The organism is Nostoc sp. CENA543, assembly GCF_002896875.1.
Lineage (GTDB): Bacteria > Cyanobacteriota > Cyanobacteriia > Cyanobacteriales > Nostocaceae > Trichormus.
Genome location: NZ_CP023278.1, coordinates 4,937,647 through 4,961,814 on the forward strand (window position 1 = coordinate 4,937,647; position 24,168 = coordinate 4,961,814).

Below are 24,168 nucleotides of genomic sequence, written 5' to 3' on the forward strand. Positions count from 1 at the left end.
ACAGTAAATTTATATCGAGTTATCGCATTTTTTAAATCAAATATTCATTGTATGTCCTGCCGTACAAGCATTTCCCGCTTTATATTTATATTATTAACAAATATATTTAGATTATTAAAAATTTTATTATTCTGAAAATAGAGATAATGTTTTTGTTTTTACTGCTATAAAAATTATCCTAAACATTTCTTAACAAAAATCCTATACGAAACAGTATATAAAAATATTTTGTAAGGGTTAAACACAAAACAAAGTCAATAAAAACTCAAAACATTAGAGAATTTATTGCTCTTGTTCATGACGGAAAAACTTCCAATATTGGAAAAATTGCCTAGTCTTTCTCGTCAAATTAATGTGGTTGAGAAATTGAAATATTACTTAGTTAGACATGATGTTCTGTTTGATAAAAAGTAAAAGCTCAAGTGTTCAATTTCTGACTGCAACCCTCAATCAATAAATTCCGCATTAATCAAAATTTAGGAGATTAAAACTATGGTGCAGGATGCTTTTTCCAGAGTTGTTTCCCAAGCTGACACCAGAGGAGACTATTTGAGCGATGGCCAGTTAGATGCTCTCATCGCTTTGGTAAAAGACGGTAACAAGCGTGTTGATGTTGTTAACCGGATTTCTAGCAACGCCTCTGCAATTGTTGCTAACGCAGCTCGTTCGTTGTTTGCTGAACAACCTCAACTGATTGCACCTGGTGGAAATGCTTACACCAGCCGCCGCGCAGCTGCTTGTGTGCGTGATTTGGAAATCATCCTTCGTTATGTCACCTACGCAATTTTTGCTGGGGATGCTAGCGTTCTCGATGACCGCGCCCTCAACGGATTACGGGAAACATATTTGGCTTTGGGAACTCCTGGGGCTTCCGTTGCTGTTGGTATTCAGAAGTTAAAAGAAGCTTCTATTGCTATTGTTAGCGACCCCAACGGAATTACTCGCGGTGATTGCAGCAATCTGATTGCTGAAGTTGCATCCTATTTCGATCGTGCTGCTGCCGCAGTAGCTTAAAACCGCACACACTAGACCTCTTGCATCAGAGTTTCATCAGACTCAAACAGCGACTTTTGCAAGAAGTCTATTCCCACAAATTTTTTAAAAGCAATTAGGAGAAATCTTGCCATGACAAAAACACCCTTAACTGAAGCAATTGTTGCTGCTGATTCCCAAGGTCGTTTTTTAGGTAGCACCGAAATTCAAGTTGCTTTCGGTCGTTTCCGTCAAGCATCTGTTAGCTTAGAAGCAGCTAAAACACTCTCTAAAAAAGCATCTAGCTTGGCTGAGGGTGCTGCTAATGCTGTTTACCAAAAGTTTCCCTACACCACCAACACCCCAGGCTCTAACTATGCTTCTTCCCAAACTGGGAAAGACAAGTGCGTTCGTGATATTGGCTATTATTTGCGGATTATCACTTACGGATTAGTAGTAGGTGGTACAGGCCCCATCGATGATTATTTGATTGCCGGTTTAGCTGAAATCAACCGTACCTTTGAACTATCTCCCAGTTGGTACATTGAAGCTCTCAAATATATCAAAGCTAATCATGGTTTAACTGGCGATCCTGCCGTGGAAGCTAATTCTTACATTGATTATGTCATCAATGCTTTAAGCTAATACCTTCCAGGGTCAATACAGCAGTGAGTGCTGAGTTAATTGACCATATAAGTTTTGCAGTTTTGTGTGACTAGGATGAGAAGTGAATTTGGTAATTATGCGATTGAGATGAAAAAGATTACCAGAGCATTTTGAGCCGTCTGTAATTTAGTTACACCAAAACTGAATGTTAAGTTTGCAAAAGCGTCGAGCATTTGCGTAGTAATTTGGAAAAGTTTTTAATACTGGATGTACACTGTGTTAGTTGTCAATTTTAATTGCCTACAATCTTTGTACAGAGAGCATTTATAACGTTTCAATTTATTACGCAAGGCTTTTTCCTAATCATTAAAAAACTTTTTAAATTGTTATCTAGTCATCGATAAAATAAGTTTCAACAAAAATTTTTGGATATTTTTGACACACCTTATCCATAGTTTAAAAACGGGCTTCTTAACTACTAGCACCTTTGACAAGGAGAATATTGCAATGGCTATTACGACAGCAGCATCTAAACTCGGCACTTCTGCATTTAGTAACGCTGCGGCGATTGAATTACGTTCTAATGCGACTCAAGCAGAAATTAAACAAATAATAGCAGCTATTTATCGTCAAGTTTTAGGTAATGATTATTTACTACAATCGGAACGCTTGACCAGTTTAGAATCACTGCTGATTAATAGAAATATTACAGTCCAAGATTTTGTAAGACAGTTAGCAAAGTCTGATTTGTACAAGTCAAAGTTTTTTTCTAATAACTTTCATAGCCGATTTACGGAACTCAATTATAAACATCTGCTTGGTCGCGCTCCCTATGATGAATCTGAGATTGCTGATCATCTAGATTTGTATCAAAGTCAAGGATATGAGGCTGATATTGATTCCTATATTGACTCTATCGAATATCAAAGTAATTTTGGGGACAATATAGTGCCTTATTATCGGGGATTCAGCACTCAATCTGGACAAAAAACTGTAGGCTTTACCAGGATTTTTCAACTTTATCGCGGTTATGCCAACAGCGATCGCTCCCAAATCACGGGTAAATCTGCGCGTTTAGCTAGTGAATTAGCCAAAAATACTGCGTCTCCAGTCATCGCGCCTGCGGGTAGTAACAATGGCTTTGCCTATCTTCCTTCCCCCAGAGGACAAACCCCCAGCACTGCATTTCAAGGCTCACAGGCGTTTGGTAGAGGCAGATTGTATCGTGTGGAAGTAGCCAGTATTTCTCAGCCAGGCTATCCCAAAGTGCGTCGTGTCAACCAAGCTGTAGTTATCCCCTACGAAGAACTATCTAATTATTTCCAACAAGTTCAGCGTCGCAATGGCAAAATTGCCAGCATTACACCGCTTTAAAGAACTAAGGGACTTCCAAATATGCAATCGCTGTGGTGGGCAGGGGTGCAGGGTGCAGGGTGCAGGGGGAAAAATCAAAATATTCTCTCTCAAAAATTGAATCATTTATTTTCTGGAAGTCCCTAATACCATTTTGGATTTTGGAATGTTTTACTGGTGAGCTTTCCAGAAATTCATTTGTCGCAATCATTTCCCAAATTGGTATAAACAAGGCAAAAAACACACAAGAAAGAATAAAAAACCTTAAGTCTCCTTTGTTGACAGGAAATCAATATGGTTTATCAGAATCGCAGTTTTCAGGTTGAAGTATCGGGTTGGCATCAAAATGAGGTGACAGACCAAAACAATTTTCCGATTCGTTCTAGTGGTAATGTGTTAATTACAATACCTTTCAGTCGGTTTAATCAAGAACTTCAACGGATTAATCGTTTGGGTGGCAAGGTTGTCAATATTAAACCCCTAACTTTGCAGATTGGTGAAAATTAGTCAACCTTTAGCATATTAACGTGAATTCGACGACCTCTCCCCAAACCCCTCTCTCTTGAAAAGTTCTGTTCGCCCTTGGCGTTGGCGAAGCCATCGGAGGAAACCTCCGCTCAGACTTTTCGCTCCGACGCGGAGAGGGGCTTAGATATCTTGAAAATCAAGACAGTCGCTGCTCTTTTTTAATTTATTTTTCAAATGAAACTACTATTCTTCGGTATGGTGAGCAATTGACCCTGCTAATTCTCGATAACGGCGCGGATCACCTTCTGCTAAGAGTAGTCTTTCTTGTCCTTTACGCTCATAAAGTTTATCCAGAATCATTTGCCAATCGGTAGCAGATAGTGGCGAAGGTTGTTCTGTGATTTCTGGTGATTGTTTTGCTGTCTCGCTGTGAATTTGCTGTTGTGCCATGCCAGCACGCGCCCGGACTGCCCAACTGCTATCGTTGTTTAACATCTGCTCTAATTGGGCTTGAATTTGCGATCGCCATTCTGTATAACTAGGGGCAATGGCATTCGCTAGGGCTTGTAATCCCACAACCGCAGAGTAGCGTACCACCCATTCATCATCTTGCTGCGCCACAAATAGTAAAGCTTCTAATGCCTCTTCTTGGGCAATTTCTAATAAATCTTCTGGAAACCAATGCCATTTCATCATTCCCAACCCCCTCGCGGCTGCCCGCCTCACACTTAAGGCAAAGTCGGCGGTGGCGACTCCTAGTAAGGTGACTAATCCCCTGGGATCACCAATACCGGCAAGAGCGCGAATTGCCCAGGCTCTGGCAGTGTAGTTGTGGCGATCAAGTTGCTCTAGGAGTGCGGGAACTGCTGGTTCTCCCAATAGAATTAATCCATCAACTGCGGCTACTGCTGCGCCTGGATTATTATAGCTGAGGGCTGCAATCAAGGTGGGAATTGCTCCTGCTTGTCGAGCCGCCGCCAAGTTCTGCACTGCTTCCAACAAACGACTAGAAGAGTCTGCGGCTTCTACAGCCCGAATTAAGGAGGAAAGATGATCGGCCATAGGTCATGAGGGGAGGTATGATTGCTACCTTCTATATTTTAATGTCTTCAGGTTGGACTGTTACAACAATTCATCCATCAAGGTCATGACTTTGATTGCCCCTGGTGACAATTCTAGGGGTGTGGTGAATTTTAGTTGTGCTTCTAATACGCCTTTGAGGGAGATCAACTTGAGGCTATTTTCTGCTAGGGTTTGAGCGATCGCATCGGCTGCTGGCAAGTATCCTATTGCACCTAAATCTGCTAATACGGCGCGCCGCAGTTGCAAATCTTCGTTAGCCAGGGCTTGCACTAAGCGATCGCCATACTGACTCGCCAATTGCGGCTCTGGAGTCAGTTGATACATAGCACGGGCGGCAGCAAACTGCACGCGGGGAACAAAATGATCAAGAAAAGGCAAAATATCAGGAATCGCTTCCTGTGCGCCGAGAGTTCCCAAGGCTTCTAAAATTGCATCAAAAGGTTGAGCTAGTTGAGGCGGTTCTGGTGCGGGTAATGTACCAGGAACTTGATCACTAAGTAACTCGATTAATCTGGGAATACAAGATAAATCTCCCAACATTTCCAAGGATTGGGCGGCTGCTTCTCGGACGTAAAAATCAGAACATTCCAACGACCGAATCAAAGCTGGAACAGCTCGCTTGTCTCCTAATTTGCCTAAAGCTCTAGCTGCATTGCGTCGTAGAGGATAACCACCTGCATCTGTGCGATCGTCCTCATCTTCTAAAGAGGCGATTAAGACATCAATTGCTGCTGGCTCATTCACCCGAAACCGTCCCAACCACCAAGCAGCATAAACACGCAAGCCCAAATCCTCACCTTGCAGATTGGCGATCGCTTGTTCTACCGTTAATGAACCATCACTTTGAATTTCAGAGACTTCATCCATAACTTTTAATTGGGAAGGGCTTGATTATATCTCGGAATAGAAGGGGTGTAAGGGTGTAAGGGTGTAAGGGTGTAAAGATTTAATTGATTATTTTCTCCTATACCCCTACACCCCTATACCCCTATACCCACCCCTACACCCCCATACCCCTAAACATAGCAATGCCCGGAGGAGTAAACAACAACTAACCTGAGTCAGCAATTGCATACCCCTCCGGGCAAAGAACTATCGCTAATTAGCTTAATGCGTTGATAGCGTAGTCGATGTAGGAGTTTGCTTCAACAGCAGGATCACCGCTCAAACCGTGGTTAGCTTTGATGTACTTGAGAGCTTCAATGTACCAGCTAGGAGACAAGTCGAAGGTGCGGTTGATTTCAGCAATACCACTGATGAGGTAGTCATCTAATGGGCCTGTACCACCAACAACTAAGCAGTAGGTGATCATCCGCAAGTAGTAGCCGATGTCACGTACACACTTGTCTTTACCGGTTTGGGTAGAAGCGAAGTTAGGCCCTTGCATGGAGGTGGTGTAAGGGAATTTTTGGTAAACTGCGTTAGCAGCACCAGAAGCCAAGCTAGAAGCCTTTTCGGTCAATGCTTTAGCAGCTTGGATGCTAGCAGAAGCTTGACGGAAACGACCAAAAGCGATTTGAATTTCGGTGGAGCTGAGGAAACGGCCTTGGGAATCAGCAGCTGCTACTGCTTCGGTTAGAGGGGTTTTCATTGTCGGATTCTCTCCAAATAATCTTGTTTTAAGGATTTTATTGATGACTCAAAACCGCTTGTGGCGGGTTAAATGATTGGCTCAGTCGCCTTCTTATGCAACTGCTGATGCAGCCTTATCAAAGTAGCTAGCTACTTCAGCCATCAATGCAGAGCAATCACCACGGGTAATACCATTGGTATCACCTGCGATCGCCAATGCAGCATCCTTCATTTTTTGAACGCCAACTGCTACGGAAGCACCGGGAGTTCCCAAAGCCAAGTAGGTTTCTTTCAAACCGTTGAGGCAGCGATCGTCTAATACACTTGCGTCACCAGCGAAGATTGCGTAGGTGATGTAGCGTAAGATGATTTCCATGTCGCGCAAGCAAGCAGCCATACGACGGCTTGTGTAAGCATTTCCACCAGGTGCGATCAATGCAGGCTGTTCTGCGAACAATGCACGAGCTGCATTTGCAACGATTGTAGAAGCATTGCTGGTGATGCGGTTTACGGTGTCCATGCGCTTGTTGCCATCTGCAACCATTGCGCTCAGAGCATCTAGTTGGGAAGTGGTGAGATAGTCACCGCGTGCGTCAGCTTGGGAAACCACTTTTGCAAAAGCGTCGAACATATAACGTCAATCTCCGTAATGGATTTATTCGAGTCTGGTTCAGGTTACAGCCAAACTGGATTCAGATCAAATGCCTTCGCCAGTGGATGACAACCCTTGAAATGCTCCCTGGTCTTCCACAGGGAAGCTTGGGAAAATTTACATTTCTTTAATAGTCGGAAAACTTTATTCATACAGATGACTGGGTATATCTCACCGCCACCTTGTCCTTAAGTTTTCCATTACTTTGTTTATACTATGTCGTTGGATCGATATTTATTACAAATTGCAAACACTTGTTTCGTTATACCAAGGCTGTAAACACAGGTTTATTGCTTACAGAGCAAGACTTTCAAGGCATAAACTGCCCTATAAAGCTTAATGAAACGCAATCAATTACATAAAAATTCGTCCGGGAATATTGAGCTATAGGAATCTGAGCGGCAAATATTAAGAAATGTTGCGAAAATGAAAGGGTTTGGGCATTGGGCATTGGGCATTGGGCATTGGGCATCAGGATAAAATCTACCTTGTCTACCTTTCCTCCCCTGCACCCTGCCCCCCTGCCTGAGATTCCCTTACTCACTGGTTACGAGTAGTTTTCGTTCTAGGTCAAATAAGAAGCCATGAATATACTCTTCTGTCCATTCCGCACCGTAAAAGCGGGTAAACATTCCCCTGGCGGGGTCTTTCTCCGCCCGATAGCGTAAATAACTTAGCTGTGCCTGCTCAATATTCTTTAAAGACTGAGTATCGGTAATGGGTTCTGCTTGCTCTACAAAATCCAAATAAGCCTGGAGATAGTCTTTAAATGCAGCAAAAACGTGAGTTTCTACAACTTCCGTTTGTTGGGGACGTGTCCAGAGAAACGCAGGCGAGAAAAAAGGTTGAGCTTCGGCGGGAAAGTCGCCTCCCCAGGGTAAATGTTGTTGATGTGCTTGAAAAATTGGCAGGATAGGCTGGGTATATTTCGCCTGATAGGTCGGTTCATCCCGAAATAAAGGCTGCATATCCAAGGCAATCAAGTGTCCTCCGGGCAGAGTAACTAAATCTGCGCCAAAAAACGGCAAATCATAGTTTAAATGCGGGAAAATCACGAAATTTAACACTTGGAGGGATTTTCCTCCCTGCACATGAGCTGCACGAATTTGTCGAAGTTTAGGAGATTGATAGGCGTAGCTAGTCGTCAAGACTTCTTCTTGATGTTTACCTTTACCTACAGTTGCTTGCTTCGATTCAAAGCCGACAGGAATAGGATAAGGACGCAAATCCAAACGCTCCTGCAACAGCGCGATCGCATAATCTAAAAACGGCTGATAGAGAGTCATATTTAATTCAAAATTCAAAATTCAAAATTCAAAATTCAAAATGATTAATAACTAATGACTAATGACTAATGACTATTGACTATTGACTATTGACTCTTATTTACCAACCTTAGCGGCTAAAGGCACAGCATCTTCAAACAAAAACTCATGTAAAAACCGTTCTGACCACTCATGACCAAAATAGCTGCTAAATAAACCAGAGGCGGGGTCACGGTCAGCACTGTATTGGTCATAATCCTTTTGAGCCTTGACAATCCTTTGAATATCTGACTGATCACTTAGAGGCTCTGCGGCTTCTAGCATGTGCCAGTATAAATCCAGATAATCTTTGAAGGCGGCAAAGACCCGTGTTTTCACTGTTTCTGCATCGGTTTTAGCAAACAGCAGATATTTTGAGAAATACTGATTAGCATCATAAAACTTCATTTCCAAGTCTTGTGACAGGTCTGGATATTTCTCATGCAATGTCTGCAACGGCTGAATATATTTTTTTAGATAAGCTTCATCCTGAAATAAGGGCTGGAAATCCATCACAATTAGGTTTTTCACCTGACCAAAAGACAGAAAGTCTATACCTAGTAAGGGTAAATCATAGTGGTGACTAGGATAAATCACACTATTCATAATTTGCGCGCTTGCGCCTGCATCAATGTATGTATAGCGAATTTTCCGCAACTCAGGACATTGATAACACCAGCTTTGGATGGTAGCAGGGTTTCTACCGCGATCGCTAACTTTATACTCTAGTCCTGCTGGAATTGGGCGACTCTGTAATGAAAACCGTTGCAAAAGCGATTTTTCTAGATGCTCAACAAAGCACTTATACATAAGAATTTATAGACTCATCTGCCTTAACCCATCAGAATAAAGGATTCCAGGACAGGTAGTCTCGAATACGTTAAACAAAGTAACGATCCTTAACGTGACCCATAGAGATATTGCCAAAACTTGGAGAACAGCCGATTTTTGCTTTTGTTGTTCCCTGTTTCCCGTTCCCTTACAAACTTTATAATTCCCATTCCCCATTCCCATTGTCTAGATAGTTCACACTGATGCTCTAGACAAATTGTGTTGCATCATGGTTGCTAAATTCGCATCAGTTAAATAGCGGCGTTCGGAGCAGTATGTCATTAAATAGACACCGTTCATCATCCGCACGGTACTAACACGCACGCGGAAATCATCCGTCATAAACCAACAGCGTTCTTGTCCTTGGTTACTCTCATACTCAGTATCGATAGTTAAAATCCCATCTTTACCAAACCAGTAGCGACTAACCACAGGTATCCTTTCTACATAGCCTTGATTACGAAGTAATTTACCTGATGTGCCAGTTTCGTCATCAGGTACATCTACCAGTACAGCTGCATGATCAGGATTGGGTTCTCGGTCATCTTCATGTTCTTGCCACATGAAGCTAGCTCCACCGTTGGCTTTTGTAGGATCAATACCTTGCTGTTCACAAATGGCTTGAACTCGCGGGTCATCAACTGTAATCACGCCTACGTAAAGCTTTGATTCTCCCGACTGATCCGCCACCGTATCAAAGTGATGTACTGTACGTTGTGTAAACCAGACCCCTTCACTCTTACGAAAGAAGTCCATCATATTCATTGGTGGTAAAAATGGCATAAAAAATTTTAGATTTGGGATTTTGAAATTTATTTAGTCAATAGTCAATAGTCAATGGTCAATAGTCAACAGTCAATAGTCATTAGGGGCGGTTTCCGTGAGATATTCACTTTATAAAACAGATATTTTGGTTAAAATCGCCCGTACATTAATTAGTCAATAGTTAAACAATTTTAGATTGACTGCACCCATAAAAGGGTGCTACGCCAACGTAGAGGACGCAGCACAGCGATTATTTTAGATTTGTTCCACCCACGGTGGAGTTTGTACCAAAAACAATCCAAAATCCAAAATTTAAAATTTAAAATTCGGAGGGTCATTAGTTAAAGAATTACCATATCTGATACTCTTTTGATTCTATTAACTCGTAGGTATTACCAACGGCTTGGCTAAACTTCTGCTCTATGGTGGCTAAATCTTCTAGAGGGATGGCAAACCACTGTTCTTTGGTTGCCCAACGAATAATAAATGTAACTTCTGTAGGATCATGGGGGTTAATCCATACTTCTTTGCCTAAAAACCCTGGATACTTAGCTAAGGCGGTTGTCCAAATAGCGGCATCCTGTTGGAGATAATTGTCTCGTGTTTCAGGAGCAACTTTAAACTTCAGAAATTCTATAACCAAAACCTTTCACCCCGTGTCTTCGCCAATTTGCCAAAATAGAGCTGTAGGCTAGATTAAACTAGGCTTCCAGCATAGCTTGATTGCACACACTCACAAGCAAGGATCAGCTGGTTTGAAATAAATAACAGGAAGGAAGTATGGACAGCAACAACTGGTTGCAGCAACTAATGATGCTTGGTATTGGGACAACTTCTCTAATGGCGGAGAAACTCAAAGAAGTGAGCGATGAATTGGTAAAGGATGGCAAACTCAATCCTGAACAAGCAAAAACTGTCATGGATGACATTGTAGAGCATTTAAAGTCCGAGCAGGGAACTTGGGAAACTCAAATGCAAAGGCAAATGCGAAATATGATGCAGGATTTAGGAGTGGCGCGTCAGTCAGAGGTAGATGAACTGCGGGGGAGAATTGACCGTTTAGAAAGGCAAGTCAGAGATTTAGAGAATAAGCTTTGGCGTTAGGATCTGCTTGTGCTTTAAACTAATTTTGTCCTGTTGGTAATTTTCGTTGCCAAACTACCTCTGTAGGGAGGGCTAATTTTGAAAGCAATTTTACTCAGCGTGGCTGTCATGCTGGTCTGTGTTGTAGTGTTAGTGTTGTCACAAATTGGCGGTAAGCAGGAATCTGCTATTGCTGGGATTGTGACCTCAACTACTCCAGTGGTAGCCGCAAGTGTTACAGAAAACAATACCTTAATAGCGAATAATCATATGTCTGATGCTTTGTCTGATGCTTCTAACGCCGTTACTACCCCTTCTGGTCTAAAGTATGTGGAACTAGAAGAGGGAACTGGTGCAACACCAGAAAAGGGACAAACTGTGACAGTACATTACACTGGTACTTTAACAGACGGTACTAAATTTGATAGTTCCCGCGATCGCAATCGTCCCTTTAGTTTCATTATTGGCGTTGGGCAAGTAATTCAAGGCTGGGATGAGGGACTTAGTACCATGAAAGTTGGTGGTCGTCGTCAATTAATCATCCCCCCAGAACTAGGTTATGGTTCTCGCGGTGCCGGCGGCGTGATTCCCCCTAACGCTACCTTGTTATTTGATGTGGAATTATTAGGGGTGAAGTAGATTATAGGGGTGTAGGGGTATAAGGGTATAGGGGTTTAGGGGTAAAATCCTATCCTCAATACCCAGTCAACAGTCAACACTTAGCAGTCAAAAGTCCCCATCATGTCTAAAAATTCTTCTTACAGTCCTTTATTTTCTCTCAATTCTCAACAGGAAAAATGGCAGCAACGCATAGCACAGGTTGCACTTCGATTTAATAAACAATATCAAAATCAGCCTTTTGAATTGCCTGAAGAAGTGGAGGCGATGCCTATATTTCAAGAGTGGAAATCGGGACTGTTGACAGGAAGAATTGTTTCGCCTTTTTGGGAAATAGCTAAACCCCAAAAAAATCACCACTGTTTAGATATTGGTTGTGGTGTGAGTTTTTTGATTTATCCTTGGCGTGATTGGCAGGCGTTTTTTTACGGTCAAGAAATTAGTAATGTGGCGCGAGATACGTTGAATTCTCGTGGTTCACAGTTGAATTCTAAGTTATTTAAAGGGGTAGAGTTAGGGGCAGCACATCAATTAAATTATGCCCCAGGGACATTTGATTTAGCGATCGCTACCGGTTTTAGCTGCTATTTCCCCCTAGAATATTGGAGTGCGGTCTTAGCAGAAGTTAAACGGGTGTTGAAACCAGGCGGGCTGTTTGTTTTTGATATTCTCAATCCCGAACACCCTTTAGCAGAAGATTGGGCGGTGCTAGAAACATATTTAGGTGCAGAAGTGTTTCTAGAAACTGTTAATGAGTGGGAAAAAATCATCAAAGCATCTGGGGCAAAAATCGTTACCAGACTAACGGGAGACTTATTTGATTTATATAAAATCAAGTTTTAAGCAGTTAAGTTTGGCAACAGTAAATAATACTGTCTTGGTTGATTTTCCCGATTCCTTGCCCAAAAGGCTTAATTATTCATTTTGCTGGAATGCTTGTATAGCAAGTAACATTAATAAAGCTCCTGTACCCCACTGAAATATAGGTAACTTACCCAAGGCATCAGTAATACTGGGTATAACTAAGTGACGATAATCTCCGTCAACTCTGCTGTCTTCAGGAACTGGTTGATAAAAATTGTTGGGTGCATCTTCTGATTTGGGTTCATTACTACGTTGTAAATTAAAACCAATCGCTAATAGCAACGAATCTACCAAGGAAGGCGAGATTTTTTGAGCTAAATCGAGTAATTTAGCGACATCTCCCACTAATAAGTCTCGAATGGGGTGTTCGGCTGCATAGAGTATGGCATCAGCGACAATTTTGGGATCATAGTAAGGTGGTATTCCTGACGGTTTTACGCCTAGTTTGGTCAAACCATTATTCCAGAAGGGAGTGTTAATGACGGCTGGCTTAATACTGGTGACACTGATAGGCCATTTTTCATGTATTAATTCAATCCGCATAGCTTCGAGAAAGCCTTCTACACCGTGTTTAGCTGAAGAGTAAGCACTTTGATAAGGAAGCGATCGCCTGCCTTCCATTGATGATATATGAATTAAAGCCCCTCTTCCTTCTCGTTTGAGATGGGGTAAAGCCGCCATCGCGCCATACACTTGACCCATTAAGTTAACATCAATGACGTGTTTAAATTCTTCTGGTGTGGTGTTGTCGAAGGTGGCAAATAAACCAATCGCTGGAACGTGTACCCAAGTATCGAGCCGTCCATAAACCTCTACTGCTCGATTTGCGATCGCGCTTACTTGTTCAAATACTTGCACATCAGCAACAATATGGGTTGCTTCACCGCCAAAATTGCAGATTTCTTCCACCAATGACTTTAACTTTAACTCGCCGCGAGCCGCAACAACTACCTTTGCGCCCTGTCTGGCAAATTGCAGTGCGGCTTCTCGTCCAATACCGCTAGAAGCTCCAACTACTGCCACAACTTGCTGATTGATTGGTTTTAATTGCATAGATGTTACTCCTGGAAGGGGTGATTGGGGACGAATCAATTCAAAATTCAAAATGAAAGATTGCTGGGAATTGGGGAAGGTGGCTAAAATTACGTATTTGATTGAACTGAAGTAGAATCATATACACCCCAATATTGAATGCCATGCTGGTTTAATATTGTTTGAGCGCGGTGGATTTCCGTTTCTGTACCCTCTAGGATGAGCAAATATTCATTTTGCTGGAGGCGATCGCTATAAACTCTTGCTCTCTCTTCAGGTATACCTAAATTAGTTAATGCTGTGACCAAATTTTGATTTGCGGCGGCTCCTACAGCCACCCCTGCAACACTAGCAACTAAGGCTACACCCACAGAACCAGCTGCTAATACGGCACCTAAACCTGGGAGTGCTAGACTACTCAAACCAACTAACACACTACCCCAAGTCGTGGCTGTGAGTGTATCGCCGATTGCGCTTGTCGTGTTGACATTTTGATTCCCGATGTGATTTTCTAGTTCTGCTTCGCCTACGCGCTCACCCGGCTTCACATCTTTAGCGATCGCAGAAATCTTCTCTATTGGCAAACCAGCAGCTTTCAACTCATTAATCGCTAGCTCTAATTTTTGGGAGTTAGCAAAGACACCCAATGCAAGTATAGTGTTCTTAATTACCATGATTTCCTGATTGCTGTTTGAATATACGTCAAAAAACTTAGAAAAACCAATCTTTCTGGCTTTAATCACTACTTACGCCAAACACGGATGTCAGAGTAGCTTTCATCGAATCTCCGGCTTTCTTGATTGTCTGAGATATTGGCTTTTTAGTATCTAAAAATACTCGCGCACAGTTACGTCCTGGCATTCCCGAAATTGCTCCACCAGGATGAGTCCCCGCACCAGTCAGATATAAATTCTCAATAGGCGTTTTATAGTTAGCTAACTCTGGCAAGGGACGAAAACAAAGCATCTGCTCTAGAGTCATATCAATGTGATAGTAATTTCCTTTATATGACCCTAAGCGTTCTCCTAATTCCGCCGGACTTTCTACATGACGGGCAATAATAGAATGGTTGAGATTGGGGGAATACTGGGCTAATTTTGCAATTACCTTGTCTGCAACTTGATTTTTCAGTTCATCTGTCCAACCCGTTCCTTTTAAACCTGTACCTTCCCTCCCCGTAATTTGGTAGGGTGCAAAAAACTCAATCCACAGCGTATGTTTAGCTTCAGGAGCCATTGTCGGATCAAGTGCTGTGGGCATTACTAGATACATCGAAGGGTCATCATCAGGGATTTTTCCCAAAGTAATTTCGCTGTGGGCTTGTTCTACATGATTAACAGAATCTGCAATCAACACCGAACCCATTAAATATTCATCTCGATGATTGTGGTACTCAAAACGCAACGGCTCAGATAAAGCACAATCAATTTTGAGAATAGTTTCATTATTGTTGACAATGCGGCGGTCTAGTCTTTGGCGTAAGTTTGGATCTACATCATCAGCATCCATCAATTGCAGAAATAAACGCTTGACATCAATGCTAGAAATTACACCTTGATTAGCACGATATTCTTTACCACCAGCAACGCGTACACCTACGGCTTTACCATTATCTATTAAAACTTTGTCTACCTTTTGGTCAGTAAAAATCTTGCCACCTTGACTTTTCACCAATCTCACCAAAGCTTCAACCAGCGCACCGCTACCGCCCCTTGGTCTAGCCATCCCTGGATTGTGACGTAATAACAACATCATTGCCCCAAAAGACATGGCTTTTTGTGAAGGTGGGGAACTCAATTCGGCAGAGAGTCTAGCAAGGGGTGCTTTAACAAATTCTGAGTCAAAATACTCGTTGATATTATCTACAGGGCTGCTCAAAACAGTCCGAATTAAATCGAGGGTCGTATCAGTCCCACCTACAATGGAAAACAAGTCTCGTAAATTACTGAGATTGTAGTTGCCAATAATATCAACTATTGATTTAGGAGGAGCATTAAAAAAGGGAGTAATAGCGGTGACAAAACGCTGCCAGTAATCGATATATTTAGCGTATTGTTCAGCATCATGTTGACTATAACGGGCGATTTCTGTACAAGTAGCTGCCACAGATTTATGAGCTAAAAAATATTTGCCATCAGGATGAGGACAAAACGCCACTGGGTCACAAACAAGATATTCTAACCCGTATTTGTGCAGTTCTAATTCTGCGATCACAGACCCTAAAAAAATAAACAAATGATTCATCGCACAGGGGTTAAATTTAAACCCTGGTGCTTCATTAGGCATAAGTTCTTCAGTTGTGCAACCCCCACCAGGAAGCGATCGCCCTTCTAGTAACAAGACGCTATAACCTGCTTTGAGTAAGTAGCCGGCACATACTAAGCCATTGTGACCAGCACCAATAATCACTACGTCATACGCTTCCATGAGTGTACTTATACTAATTTGGGATTGGGAATTTGCATATTAGAAATCAAACTATCTTCCCAGATGTTAGAAAATATATTAGATATCTCAATCTTTCATTGGTTATAAGTAGAATGGGGTAAATCAATAGGGCAAAAAATAAGAATTAGGAAGAACGACAATTTTAGCTTCATAGATTTCATATCAAGCTATTTTTCTATACTGATTCCCGATTCCTGATTCCCTGTTAACTCATAACTTGGTTTAAAGCCAACAACAATTCGTTAATAGTGTAAGGCTTAGATAAAAACGTTGCCGCGCCGGTGTTGACTATTTCTCCCAGCTTATTTTTAGCAATTAAGCCACTGGTGGCAACAATTTTGACATCAGGGTTAATTTTTTTGAGAGTACGGATAGTAGTTAAACCATCCAGCCCTGGAAGCATGAGATTTACTAGTACAGCACTAATTTTATCGGTATATTTAGCGTAGATGGCGATCGCCTCAATCCCATCACTAGCAACTAAAGTTTGATATTCGTGGCTTTCTAGAGATGTTTTGGTAATATCGCGGATTGCTGGTTCATCATCTACAATCAAGATTAATTCGCCCTTGCCTGTGGATGGAATCAACTCATCTGTACTAAAGATTTCTGTACTTTCTACGGCTGGCAGGTAAACTTTAAATATAGTACCACTCCCTAAAACGCTATCTACATTCACAAAACCACCGTGGCTTTTCACAATCCCAATTACTGTCGAAAGTCCCAAACCTGTGCCTTGTCCTACGGCTTTGGTAGTAAAAAACGGTTCAAAAATGCGGTCTAAGTTTTCTTCAGAAATTCCCACACCTGTATCTGCAACCGTCACCACTATATAAGGGCCGACGGTAGCTTCCAAGTTCATGCGCGCATAATTTTCATCAATTAGGAGATTTTCCGCCGTAATCGTCAGAGTTCCCCCATGAGGCATGGCATCACGAGCATTGACACACAGATTCATCATCACTTGATGTAACTGGGTACTATCTCCAGAAATCATCCATAAATCTTTCGATATATCTGTAACCACTTCAATAGATTTAGGCAATGTTTCTTTCAAAACTTTGGCAAGTTCTGCAATAATATGCCTCAATTGCAAAGTGATACGTTTACCTTCTACACCTCTAGCAAAAGACAATACTTGTTTCACTAAATCAGCACCACGTTTAGCATTGATTTCTAAAATTTCTAATAAATGCTGCGTGCGTTCATCTACGTCGGGAAATTTTAGAGGTAATAATTGCGCTCCGGCTAAAATCGGTGTCAGAATATTATTCAAATCATGGGCAATACCACTAGCTAAAGTGCCTATACTTTCTAATCTTTGGGTACGCAATAATTGTGCTTCTAAATATTTTTTCTGGGTAATATCTGTGTCTACAGTCAGAATTGATTTTGGTTGATTATCTTCATCACGAACTAAACTCCAGCGACTAGCAACAACAATTTCTTTGCCATTTTTAGTCACTTTGTTTAATTCTCCTTGCCATTTACCTTGAGAAATGACTTGTAGTAGAGCCAATTCTATCTCTGGGGAAGGTTCACGAAACAATACTTCACTGGCATTTTTTCCGATTACCTCTTGCGCTTGCCAACCGTATAAATTTTCTGCACCTTTATTCCAAAAAAGTATCTGATTTTGTAAATCACGTACACAAATAGCATCGGTGCTGATGTTTATTAATGCTGCTTGCTCACGAATTTTAGCTTCTGCTAACTGACGCTCTTGTAAAGCAGTTTGTTGTTCAGTAATATCAATACTGGCACAAGTTATACCAACAATTTCTTGTGATTCATTCCGCAATGGTTCAACAGTCAAGTCATAATATCTAATACCTTTATTAGTTGTAATCGATACTTCCGCACGAGTACCTATACCTGTAGTTAAAACATGATACTTAATTGCGGTTAACCCTTGGGCATCGGCATGGGGCATGATTTCACAGTCTTGCTTGCCCAACATTGTTTGTTCTGTCCACCCAGCCCTTTGGTTATAAACCCAGGTATAACGTAAGTCTCTATCTTGATTGAATACAAAAATGGGGGAATTTTTTAAAGCTACTCGGAATCGTTCTTCACTTTGACGCAGTGCATCTTCTATGTGTTGACGTTCTATGGCGTAACGCATAGAACGGACGAGTAAATCGCCAGTTACTTGTCCTTTGACTAAATAATCCTGCGCGCCTTCTTGCATGGCTCTTAAGGCCAAGTTTTCATCATCTATACCAGTCAGGACGATAATAGGAATGGTTTTAGCTTGGTTATAAGCTTGAATAAAAGTTTCAATGCCTTGGCTATCGGGTAAGGATAAATCTAACAATATGACATCAAACTCAGAGCCATTAACATCTCTAGTTATCAGGTGAACAACTTCTGATAATTGCTCAACTGTCTGTAAATTTACACTAACTGTATGAACTTCTTTGATTAACTCTTGAATTAAAAAAACATCACCAGGATTGTCTTCTACTAATAAAACTTGAATATGTTTATCTGCCATAGCCTTACTCCGGTGGCAGTTTGACGATCGCAAACCAAAAGTTTTCTATAGATTGTACAATTCTAACGAATTGATCAAAATCAACTGGCTTGGCAATATAGCAGTTAGCGGCTAAGTTATACGCTCTAAGAATATCTTCTTCCGCTTGGGAAGTTGTCAGCACCACTACAGGAATGCGCTTGAAATGGTCATCGGTTTTAATCTCTGCTAAGACTTCCCGTCCATCTTTTTTCGGCAAATTCAAATCCAGTAGCACTATATCGGGATGGGGTGCATCGGCATACTTGTCTTGTTTTCGCAAAAATGCCATTGCTTCCACTCCATCTTCGACAACATTGAGATTGACGGAGATTTTGCTGTCTTCTAAAGCAATGCGTGTCAATTCCACATCCCCTGGATTGTCTTCTACTAACAAAACCTGAATTGGCATAACATTATTGGTATTAATCACGATTGTTGACCTGCTCTGGAATTGTGAAGTAGAAAACTGAGCCTTCACCTGGTTGAGACTCAACCCAGATTTGACCTCCATGACGCTCAATAATTTTCTTGCAAATTGATAGCCCTATTCCAGTACCGGGATATTTACTGCGTCCATGCAGGCGTTGAAAAATCACAAAAATACGTTCTATATATTGTTTTTCTATCCCTATACCATTGTCGCGGACTGAAAATAGCCATTGGGAATGGGCATTGGGCATGGAAGAGGAATTGGTGCAGGGTGCAGGGTGCAAGGGGGAGGAAAATTTTTCCATTTCTCCCTGCCCCCTGCCCCCCTGCCTTCTTTCGTCTCCCATTCCCTCAACTACACCAATATGAATCTCGATGGGAACTTCTCGCCGGAATTTGATGGCGTTCGCAATTAGGTTTTGGAAAACTTGGGTGAGTTGAGTGGGATCGGCGGTAACTGTGGGTAAAGGATCATGGGTGATGATTGCACTAGATTCTTCTATGGCGATTTTGAGGTTAGTTTTGACTCGTTCTAAAATGGCGGCACAATCTACTGAGACGAAGGGTTGTCCACGGGTGGTGAGACGAGAATAGTTTAAGAGATCGTTGATCAGGGTTTGCATCCGTTGCGCTCCGTCAACGGCGTAACTGATAAACTGTTCTGCGGTGCTGTCTAGTTGAGGTTTATAGCGGCGTTCTAGTAATTGTAAGTAACTAGTGACCATCCTTAATGGTTCTTGCAAGTCATGGGAAGCGACGTAAGCAAAACTTTCTAATTCGGCATTGGAACGGGCTAGTTCTTGGCTTTGGCGGGTTTGTTGTTCTAGCAACTGCGCTTGGTATAAGGCTATACCTATTTGGTTGGCTAACTGTTGTAGTAAATCCAACTCGAATTGATTCCAGTGGCGGGGTGCATGACATTGATGGGCGACTAGTAAACCCCAAATGCCTTCACGGTTGAGAATGGGGACGACAAGGTTAGCTTTTACACTAAATTGTTGTAAGAATTCTCGATGACAATCTTGAATATCTGCCTGAGTGATATCTGTAATGGCACTGATTCTACCTTGACGATATTTTTCTACATAGCCTTGTTGAAAGCAAGGATCAACAATGCTTTTGCCTAAAATCACAGGCCATTCTGGTAACACGGCTTCTTGTTCTACTGTGCCTGAACCGTCAGGCCACAGACGAAAAATTACAACCCTGTCAGCTTGTAGGAGTTTTTGTACTTCTTGGACTGAAGTTTGGAGAATTTCTTGAATGTGTAGGGTTTCACGAATTTTAACGGTGATTTCTGCAAATAGTTGCGATCGCAAATTTTGCTTTTGGAGTTCGGCTTCTGTTTGTTTGCGTTCTGTAATATCTGTATGGGAACCCACCATTCGCACTACATTACCAGTTTCATCCCAAAGTGCTTGTCCCCGATCCAAAATCCATTTATAGGTACCGTCTTTACACTGGACTCGATGTTCTGTAATGTAATACGGTGTTCTCCGGTCAAAATGAGCTTGAATAGCCTGCATTACCCAGTCTAAGTCATCGGGATGGACTCGCTCTGACCACTCCTCTAGATTGTTAGAGATTTCATGGTCTGCATATCCCAACATTTGTTTCCAACGTGGAGAAAAAAAGACTTGATTAGTTTTGAGATTCCAATCCCAAATCCCATCGTTGTTACCTTGTAGAGCTAGTTGCCAACGTTGTTCACTTTCTTTGAGTGCGGAGGCTGTGTGATGTTTTTCTGTAATATCTTGAAAATACACAGATAAACCGTTTTTACTAGGATAAGCATGAACGGCAAAACATTTATCTAGCGGTGGATAGAATTCCTCAAATTCGACGCTTGTTTGTTGGGCTACCGCTTTTTGATATTCTCGCTCAAAGGATGTGCCTAATGTTGCGGGAAATGTTTCCCAGATATTTTGACCTAGTAATTCATTGCGATTTTTCTGCCATAACTGGGCAGCTTGGTTATTAATGTAAGTAAATCGCCATTGTTGATCTAGGGCGAAAAACGCATCGGTGATACTTTCGAGGATATTACTAATGCGATCGCTCACTTTTTCGGATTCTCTGCGTGCATTCTGCTCTTGATTGATCATTTGCGCGCTCATCTGTGCGACATGAGCCACATTCCGCCTAAGTTCTAGTTGAGCAATTACTAGGTGACTTAAAGCTACAAGCGCATCAATTTGTTGTTGACTCAAGGCTTTGGGTTGTTGATCAAGCACACAGAGAGTTCCTAACATCTGACCTTGCGGACTCAGTAGGGGTACACCTGCGTAGAATCGCACGTATGGGTATGCGGTTACTACTGGGTTTTGGGCGAGGCGATCGTCAGCTAATGTATCAGGAATGACGACAACATTCTTTTGTTGTTGGCATAGATATGAAAAACCCACATTACGCGGCATTTCTGAGACATCTAAACCTAATTTTGCCTTAAACCACTGGCGATGTTCATCAATAAAATTTACCAAAGCTATAGATGTACCACAGATAAAGGCTGCTAAATGTGCCAAGTTATCATAAGCCGCCTCTGGTTCAGTATCCAGAATTTGATACTGATATAGTTCTGCCAGTCTCGCCTGTTCCTGATTAGTAAAGTGAGATGTCATAGCACTTTGATTAAAAATATAGTCAGTGGTGTCAAATTTGCAACACCATAGTTGTTATTACAACTAGTTTTCTGTTAGAAAATGCAACAAAATTTGATTTAAATATCTATTTCTAGAATAAAACGTTGCATTAATTTTAGGATATAAAAGTTAATTTAAATAAATTAACTTTCTGATCAGTAAAACAAAAATTCCATCTGAATATTTCTCACTTCAGAATCATTCCAAACAAACAATATCCCCAACTTTTGGGGAAAAGTCGGGGATATTTACTCCATAAATTTGCTTAATAAGTAGCTAGGCAAAAATAATTAAAGGTTTGTAGTAAGGACTTTAGTCCTTCTCGGAGGACTAAAGTCCTCACTACGAGCCTAATCGAATTTTTTTACATTACTTAATGTAGTTTGATTGATTTTCGCCCACTTACTTACTTGATTAGGCTGGTGTTAAAACTGCATCCCGAAGACGTTCAACTAAATTATGTAAGTTACCTGTATTCAGGCGATAGCTAAGAGGATGAGCAATTAATCTGGCTGTGCTTTCATACAAAGTAGTAATCTCTACCAAGCCATTTTCTCTTAGAGTTCTGCCACTAGACACCAAATCAACGATCGCCTCTGACATCCCTGTAATCGGCCCTAGCTCCACAGAACCATAAAGCGGCACAATTTCCACTGGTAAATCTAAACTTTGAAAGTATTCATTGGCGCAATTAACATACTTAGAAGCAACCCGACTATGGGGTGGTAAGTCCACAGGCGATTTATAAGGACTAGATGCTTTCACCGCCACTGACATCCGACAATAGCCAAAACCCAAATCTACTAAATGAGCAACTTGTGGTTGTTTCTCTCGCAGAACATCGTAACCAATAATACCAATTTGCGCCTGACCATATTCTACATACACAGGCACGTCTTGCCCTCTGACTAACAATCCTTTGGCTGTTCCGCTAGCATCAGTAATTTGCAATTGGCGAGTTCCTGAGTCTAAAAAAGCACTAAAATCCAAACCCACAGATTGCAGCAGGCGGATGCTATTTTTTAGTAGTTCCCCTTTCGGCAGTGCAACAGTTAACATTCTCTTTCTTGGTATCCTTGGCTATGGACACTTTATCAGGATTTATGCAAGGGTGTAAGGGTGTGGGGGTGTGAGGGTGTAGGGGTGTGAGGGTGTAGGGGTGTAGGGGTGTGGGGGATAAATAATTAATTGGTGTTGCTGATTGATAATATGAATTTGTCTTACGTATATTGCTTCGCAAAACCCACAGTATCAGTAAAACAGTAGGAAGAAAAAAGGTGATTTTGGTGTTTCCTACTCTGACTAAAGCCGAATCATTGATATTCTTCTTTCCCCTACACCCCTACACCCCTATACCCCTATACCCATAGCAATATGAAAATTTTACTCGTTGATGATGAAGTAGAACTCACCGATCCTTTAAGCCGTGTCTTAACGCGGGAAGGTTACACCGTCGATGCGGCTTATCATGGTGCAGTCGGTAGAGAAATGGCACAGTCAGGTAGTTATGACTTATTAATTTTAGACTGGATGCTGCCTGGTAAAACTGGCTTGGAAATTTGCCAGGAATTACGTAATCAAGGACAAATTACCCCTGTTTTGTTTCTCACAGCTAAAGATACATTAGATGATAGGGTAAAAGGTTTAGATGCTGGTGCGGATGACTATTTAGTCAAACCCTTTGAACTGCGGGAATTATTGGCTAGAGTCCGCGCCTTGTTGCGGCGTTCAGGTTCGCAAAGCTATGAAACAACTACAGCCAGATTAACTGTAGCTGATTTAGAACTGGACTATGATAATCAAGTCGCCTACCGTCAAGGTAGAGTCATTGAACTTTCCCAGAAAGAAAGTCAGCTGTTGCAATATTTTATGGAACGTACGGGACAGTTACTCACTCACGCCCAAATTTTGCAATATCTTTGGCAAGATGAAGAACAACCTAGCAGTAATGTGATAGCTGCTTTAATTCGGCTACTGCGGCGGAAAATTGAGGTAGGTAAGGAAGAACCCTTAATTCATACAGTTTATGGTAAGGGCTATCGTTTTGGAACTTCATCTGTAGAGTAAAATAGATTCAGCTCAAAATTATAGATGAGAAGCTAGTAAATACATAAGTTATTCAAATGATAGATTTATTTAACTATTGTACTAATAGTTTTTTGAGAAACTACTAGTAGAAAATATTAAGTTCCTGGACGAGAGCGGAGATGATCGGGTATATGATGGCGATCGCCTAATATTTCTAACAAAGGCCCATTAACATCAAATTTAACCATACTTACGGACGCAACTAAAATATTCACCCGATAGCGATAGCGTCCTAAATCAATTCCCAGCAAACTGCAAAGTATAATCCGAATCGTGGCTTTATGGGAAACTACTAAAACATTTCCTTGGGGATGTTTTTCTTGAATTTCAGCAATTACCGTCATAGAACGGTTTGCAATCTCTACCGCCGTTTCTCCACCTATTGGTGCATTCCAAGCAGGTTCTGTCATCCATTTTACATAGTTATCTGCGTAATTTTCTTGAGCAAAGGATTTACTCTTAGCCTCCCATGCGCCGTAACTACCTTCTCTGAGTCCATCTCGCAACTGCATCTCCATACCAGTAGCATCACAAAATGGCTTGGCAGTTGCAATTGTGCGCTTCATGGGGCTAGCATAGACTGCTTCCCACTTCAATTTTTGATAAACATCAGCAAAACTCCTGGCCATCTGTATTCCTTCTGATGTCAACTCCGCATCAGTTGCACCGCAGAAATTACCACTTTGACTAAAAGTAGTTTCTCCATGTCGCAGTAAGTATAAATTGAGTGTCATAGCTTGTATGTTGATGGGATCAAGGAGTCTGTGCAAATATAAACTACCATCACTTTCACAATCGAATGTGTCATAACAGGACAAAGTCATCAACCAAAAAAGTCAA

24 protein-coding genes are annotated in these 24,168 nt (G+C 41.5%); 8 read left to right on the plus strand and 16 right to left on the minus strand.

Annotated elements, in window-relative coordinates; genetic code table 11:
* The first annotated feature begins 492 nt into the window (after nt 1-492).
* From CLI64_RS20585 to CLI64_RS20605, 4 genes are all read left to right on the plus strand, one after another.
* Entirely contained in the window at nt 493-1,014 is a 522-nt protein-coding gene (locus CLI64_RS20585) for a phycocyanin subunit beta (protein WP_308418364.1), read from the plus strand.
* 111 nt (nt 1,015-1,125) lie between these two features.
* Complete coding sequence (gene cpcA / locus CLI64_RS20590) at nt 1,126-1,617, plus strand: phycocyanin subunit alpha (RefSeq protein ID WP_103138950.1); 492 nt, start codon at nt 1,126-1,128, stop codon at nt 1,615-1,617.
* Between the two features lie 468 nt (nt 1,618-2,085).
* Entirely contained in the window at nt 2,086-2,952 is an 867-nt protein-coding gene (locus CLI64_RS20595; protein WP_103138951.1) for a phycobilisome linker polypeptide, read from the plus strand.
* A 273-nt stretch (nt 2,953-3,225) separates the two neighbouring features.
* Nucleotides 3,226-3,438, plus strand: a complete 213-nt coding sequence (locus CLI64_RS20605; RefSeq protein ID WP_103138953.1) for a phycobilisome linker polypeptide — start codon at nt 3,226-3,228, stop codon at nt 3,436-3,438.
* A 204-nt stretch (nt 3,439-3,642) separates the two neighbouring features.
* Here the strand turns inward: CLI64_RS20605 and CLI64_RS20610 are convergent, their stop codons facing one another.
* From CLI64_RS20610 to CLI64_RS20650, 8 genes are all read right to left on the minus strand, one after another.
* The gene (locus tag CLI64_RS20610) at nt 3,643-4,461 is read right to left on the minus strand and encodes a HEAT repeat domain-containing protein (protein WP_103138954.1); all 819 of its coding nucleotides are present in this window, start codon (nt 4,459-4,461) and stop codon (nt 3,643-3,645) included.
* 60 nt (nt 4,462-4,521) lie between these two features.
* Entirely contained in the window at nt 4,522-5,349 is an 828-nt protein-coding gene (locus tag CLI64_RS20615; RefSeq protein ID WP_103138955.1) for a HEAT repeat domain-containing protein, read from the minus strand.
* A 235-nt stretch (nt 5,350-5,584) separates the two neighbouring features.
* Nucleotides 5,585-6,073, minus strand: a complete 489-nt coding sequence (gene cpcA / locus CLI64_RS20620) for a phycocyanin subunit alpha (protein ID WP_103138956.1) — start codon at nt 6,071-6,073, stop codon at nt 5,585-5,587.
* Between the two features lie 93 nt (nt 6,074-6,166).
* Nucleotides 6,167-6,685 (minus strand): phycocyanin subunit beta, encoded by a 519-nt coding sequence (locus tag CLI64_RS20625; protein ID WP_103138957.1) that lies wholly within the window; start codon nt 6,683-6,685, stop codon nt 6,167-6,169.
* A gap of 557 nt (nt 6,686-7,242) precedes the next feature.
* Entirely contained in the window at nt 7,243-7,992 is a 750-nt protein-coding gene (locus CLI64_RS20630) for a phycoerythrobilin:ferredoxin oxidoreductase (protein ID WP_103138958.1), read from the minus strand.
* Between the two features lie 96 nt (nt 7,993-8,088).
* On the minus strand, nt 8,089-8,820 hold the full coding sequence (locus CLI64_RS20635) for a 15,16-dihydrobiliverdin:ferredoxin oxidoreductase (protein WP_103138959.1): 732 nt from the start codon (nt 8,818-8,820) through the stop codon (nt 8,089-8,091).
* A gap of 216 nt (nt 8,821-9,036) precedes the next feature.
* Complete coding sequence (locus CLI64_RS20645) at nt 9,037-9,624, minus strand: phycobiliprotein lyase (RefSeq protein ID WP_103138961.1); 588 nt, start codon at nt 9,622-9,624, stop codon at nt 9,037-9,039.
* Between the two features lie 331 nt (nt 9,625-9,955).
* Nucleotides 9,956-10,249: a TIGR03792 family protein gene (locus CLI64_RS20650; RefSeq protein ID WP_103138962.1), complete on the minus strand. Its 294-nt coding sequence runs from the start codon at nt 10,247-10,249 to the stop codon at nt 9,956-9,958.
* Between the two features lie 137 nt (nt 10,250-10,386).
* Here CLI64_RS20650 and CLI64_RS20655 point away from each other — a divergent pair, with 137 nt between their 5' ends.
* The 3 genes from CLI64_RS20655 to CLI64_RS20665 all read left to right on the plus strand — a co-directional run bounded on the left by CLI64_RS20655 (nt 10,387) and on the right by CLI64_RS20665 (nt 12,150).
* Nucleotides 10,387-10,710, plus strand: a complete 324-nt coding sequence (locus CLI64_RS20655) for a phasin family protein (RefSeq protein WP_103138963.1) — start codon at nt 10,387-10,389, stop codon at nt 10,708-10,710.
* Between the two features lie 78 nt (nt 10,711-10,788).
* Entirely contained in the window at nt 10,789-11,328 is a 540-nt protein-coding gene (locus tag CLI64_RS20660; protein ID WP_103138964.1) for an FKBP-type peptidyl-prolyl cis-trans isomerase, read from the plus strand.
* A 102-nt stretch (nt 11,329-11,430) separates the two neighbouring features.
* Nucleotides 11,431-12,150, plus strand: a complete 720-nt coding sequence (locus CLI64_RS20665) for a class I SAM-dependent methyltransferase (protein ID WP_103138965.1) — start codon at nt 11,431-11,433, stop codon at nt 12,148-12,150.
* A gap of 72 nt (nt 12,151-12,222) precedes the next feature.
* On the opposite strand, the gene CLI64_RS20670 is transcribed toward CLI64_RS20665, so the two are convergent.
* The 7 genes from CLI64_RS20670 to hisG all read right to left on the minus strand — a co-directional run bounded on the left by CLI64_RS20670 (nt 12,223) and on the right by hisG (nt 22,299).
* Complete coding sequence (locus CLI64_RS20670; RefSeq protein ID WP_103138966.1) at nt 12,223-13,224, minus strand: SDR family oxidoreductase; 1,002 nt, start codon at nt 13,222-13,224, stop codon at nt 12,223-12,225.
* An 89-nt stretch (nt 13,225-13,313) separates the two neighbouring features.
* Entirely contained in the window at nt 13,314-13,877 is a 564-nt protein-coding gene (locus CLI64_RS20675) for a general stress protein (RefSeq protein ID WP_103140816.1), read from the minus strand.
* Between the two features lie 61 nt (nt 13,878-13,938).
* Nucleotides 13,939-15,630 carry a beta-carotene ketolase CrtO gene (gene crtO, locus CLI64_RS20680; protein WP_103138967.1) on the minus strand — a complete coding sequence of 564 codons (1,692 nt, stop codon included), beginning with the start codon at nt 15,628-15,630 and terminating at the stop codon, nt 13,939-13,941.
* A 226-nt stretch (nt 15,631-15,856) separates the two neighbouring features.
* Complete coding sequence (locus CLI64_RS20685) at nt 15,857-18,148, minus strand: response regulator (RefSeq protein WP_103138968.1); 2,292 nt, start codon at nt 18,146-18,148, stop codon at nt 15,857-15,859.
* 4 nt (nt 18,149-18,152) lie between these two features.
* Nucleotides 18,153-18,578, minus strand: a complete 426-nt coding sequence (locus CLI64_RS20690) for a response regulator (RefSeq protein WP_192881571.1) — start codon at nt 18,576-18,578, stop codon at nt 18,153-18,155.
* A 13-nt stretch (nt 18,579-18,591) separates the two neighbouring features.
* Entirely contained in the window at nt 18,592-21,219 is a 2,628-nt protein-coding gene (locus tag CLI64_RS20695; RefSeq protein ID WP_103138969.1) for a GAF domain-containing protein, read from the minus strand.
* 435 nt (nt 21,220-21,654) lie between these two features.
* A complete protein-coding gene (gene hisG, locus CLI64_RS20700) occupies nt 21,655-22,299 on the minus strand; it encodes an ATP phosphoribosyltransferase (RefSeq protein WP_103138970.1) in 645 nt (214 codons plus the stop codon).
* 315 nt (nt 22,300-22,614) lie between these two features.
* On the opposite strand from hisG, the gene rppA reads away from it, so the two are divergent.
* The gene (rppA, locus tag CLI64_RS20705) at nt 22,615-23,307 is read left to right on the plus strand and encodes a two-component system response regulator RppA (protein ID WP_103138971.1); all 693 of its coding nucleotides are present in this window, start codon (nt 22,615-22,617) and stop codon (nt 23,305-23,307) included.
* Between the two features lie 116 nt (nt 23,308-23,423).
* Here rppA and CLI64_RS20710 read toward each other — a convergent pair whose 3' ends face one another.
* The gene (locus tag CLI64_RS20710) at nt 23,424-24,062 is read right to left on the minus strand and encodes a histidine phosphatase family protein (protein ID WP_103138972.1); all 639 of its coding nucleotides are present in this window, start codon (nt 24,060-24,062) and stop codon (nt 23,424-23,426) included.
* Between the last annotated feature and the right edge of the window lie 106 nt (nt 24,063-24,168).

Coding starts and splice junctions, on each gene's coding strand:
- crtO (WP_103138967.1), bottom strand. CDS start 15,630: ATGGAAGCGTATGACGTAGTGATTATTGGTGCTGGTCACAATGGCTTA.
- CLI64_RS20645 (WP_103138961.1), bottom strand. CDS start 9,624: ATGCCATTTTTACCACCAATGAATATGATGGACTTCTTTCGTAAGAGT.
- CLI64_RS20585 (WP_308418364.1), top strand. CDS start 493: ATGGTGCAGGATGCTTTTTCCAGAGTTGTTTCCCAAGCTGACACCAGA.
- CLI64_RS20595 (WP_103138951.1), top strand. CDS start 2,086: ATGGCTATTACGACAGCAGCATCTAAACTCGGCACTTCTGCATTTAGT.
- CLI64_RS20685 (WP_103138968.1), bottom strand. CDS start 18,148: ATGGCAGATAAACATATTCAAGTTTTATTAGTAGAAGACAATCCTGGT.
- CLI64_RS20655 (WP_103138963.1), top strand. CDS start 10,387: ATGGACAGCAACAACTGGTTGCAGCAACTAATGATGCTTGGTATTGGG.
- CLI64_RS20670 (WP_103138966.1), bottom strand. CDS start 13,224: ATGCAATTAAAACCAATCAATCAGCAAGTTGTGGCAGTAGTTGGAGCT.
- CLI64_RS20695 (WP_103138969.1), bottom strand. CDS start 21,219: ATGACATCTCACTTTACTAATCAGGAACAGGCGAGACTGGCAGAACTA.
- CLI64_RS20625 (WP_103138957.1), bottom strand. CDS start 6,685: ATGTTCGACGCTTTTGCAAAAGTGGTTTCCCAAGCTGACGCACGCGGT.
- CLI64_RS20710 (WP_103138972.1), bottom strand. CDS start 24,062: ATGACACTCAATTTATACTTACTGCGACATGGAGAAACTACTTTTAGT.
- CLI64_RS20615 (WP_103138955.1), bottom strand. CDS start 5,349: ATGGATGAAGTCTCTGAAATTCAAAGTGATGGTTCATTAACGGTAGAA.
- cpcA (WP_103138950.1), top strand. CDS start 1,126: ATGACAAAAACACCCTTAACTGAAGCAATTGTTGCTGCTGATTCCCAA.
- CLI64_RS20690 (WP_192881571.1), bottom strand. CDS start 18,578: ATGCCAATTCAGGTTTTGTTAGTAGAAGACAATCCAGGGGATGTGGAA.
- CLI64_RS20635 (WP_103138959.1), bottom strand. CDS start 8,820: ATGTATAAGTGCTTTGTTGAGCATCTAGAAAAATCGCTTTTGCAACGG.
- cpcA (WP_103138956.1), bottom strand. CDS start 6,073: ATGAAAACCCCTCTAACCGAAGCAGTAGCAGCTGCTGATTCCCAAGGC.
- CLI64_RS20665 (WP_103138965.1), top strand. CDS start 11,431: ATGTCTAAAAATTCTTCTTACAGTCCTTTATTTTCTCTCAATTCTCAA.
- CLI64_RS20610 (WP_103138954.1), bottom strand. CDS start 4,461: ATGGCCGATCATCTTTCCTCCTTAATTCGGGCTGTAGAAGCCGCAGAC.
- hisG (WP_103138970.1), bottom strand. CDS start 22,299: ATGTTAACTGTTGCACTGCCGAAAGGGGAACTACTAAAAAATAGCATC.
- CLI64_RS20630 (WP_103138958.1), bottom strand. CDS start 7,992: ATGACTCTCTATCAGCCGTTTTTAGATTATGCGATCGCGCTGTTGCAG.
- CLI64_RS20675 (WP_103140816.1), bottom strand. CDS start 13,877: ATGGTAATTAAGAACACTATACTTGCATTGGGTGTCTTTGCTAACTCC.
- CLI64_RS20605 (WP_103138953.1), top strand. CDS start 3,226: ATGGTTTATCAGAATCGCAGTTTTCAGGTTGAAGTATCGGGTTGGCAT.
- rppA (WP_103138971.1), top strand. CDS start 22,615: ATGAAAATTTTACTCGTTGATGATGAAGTAGAACTCACCGATCCTTTA.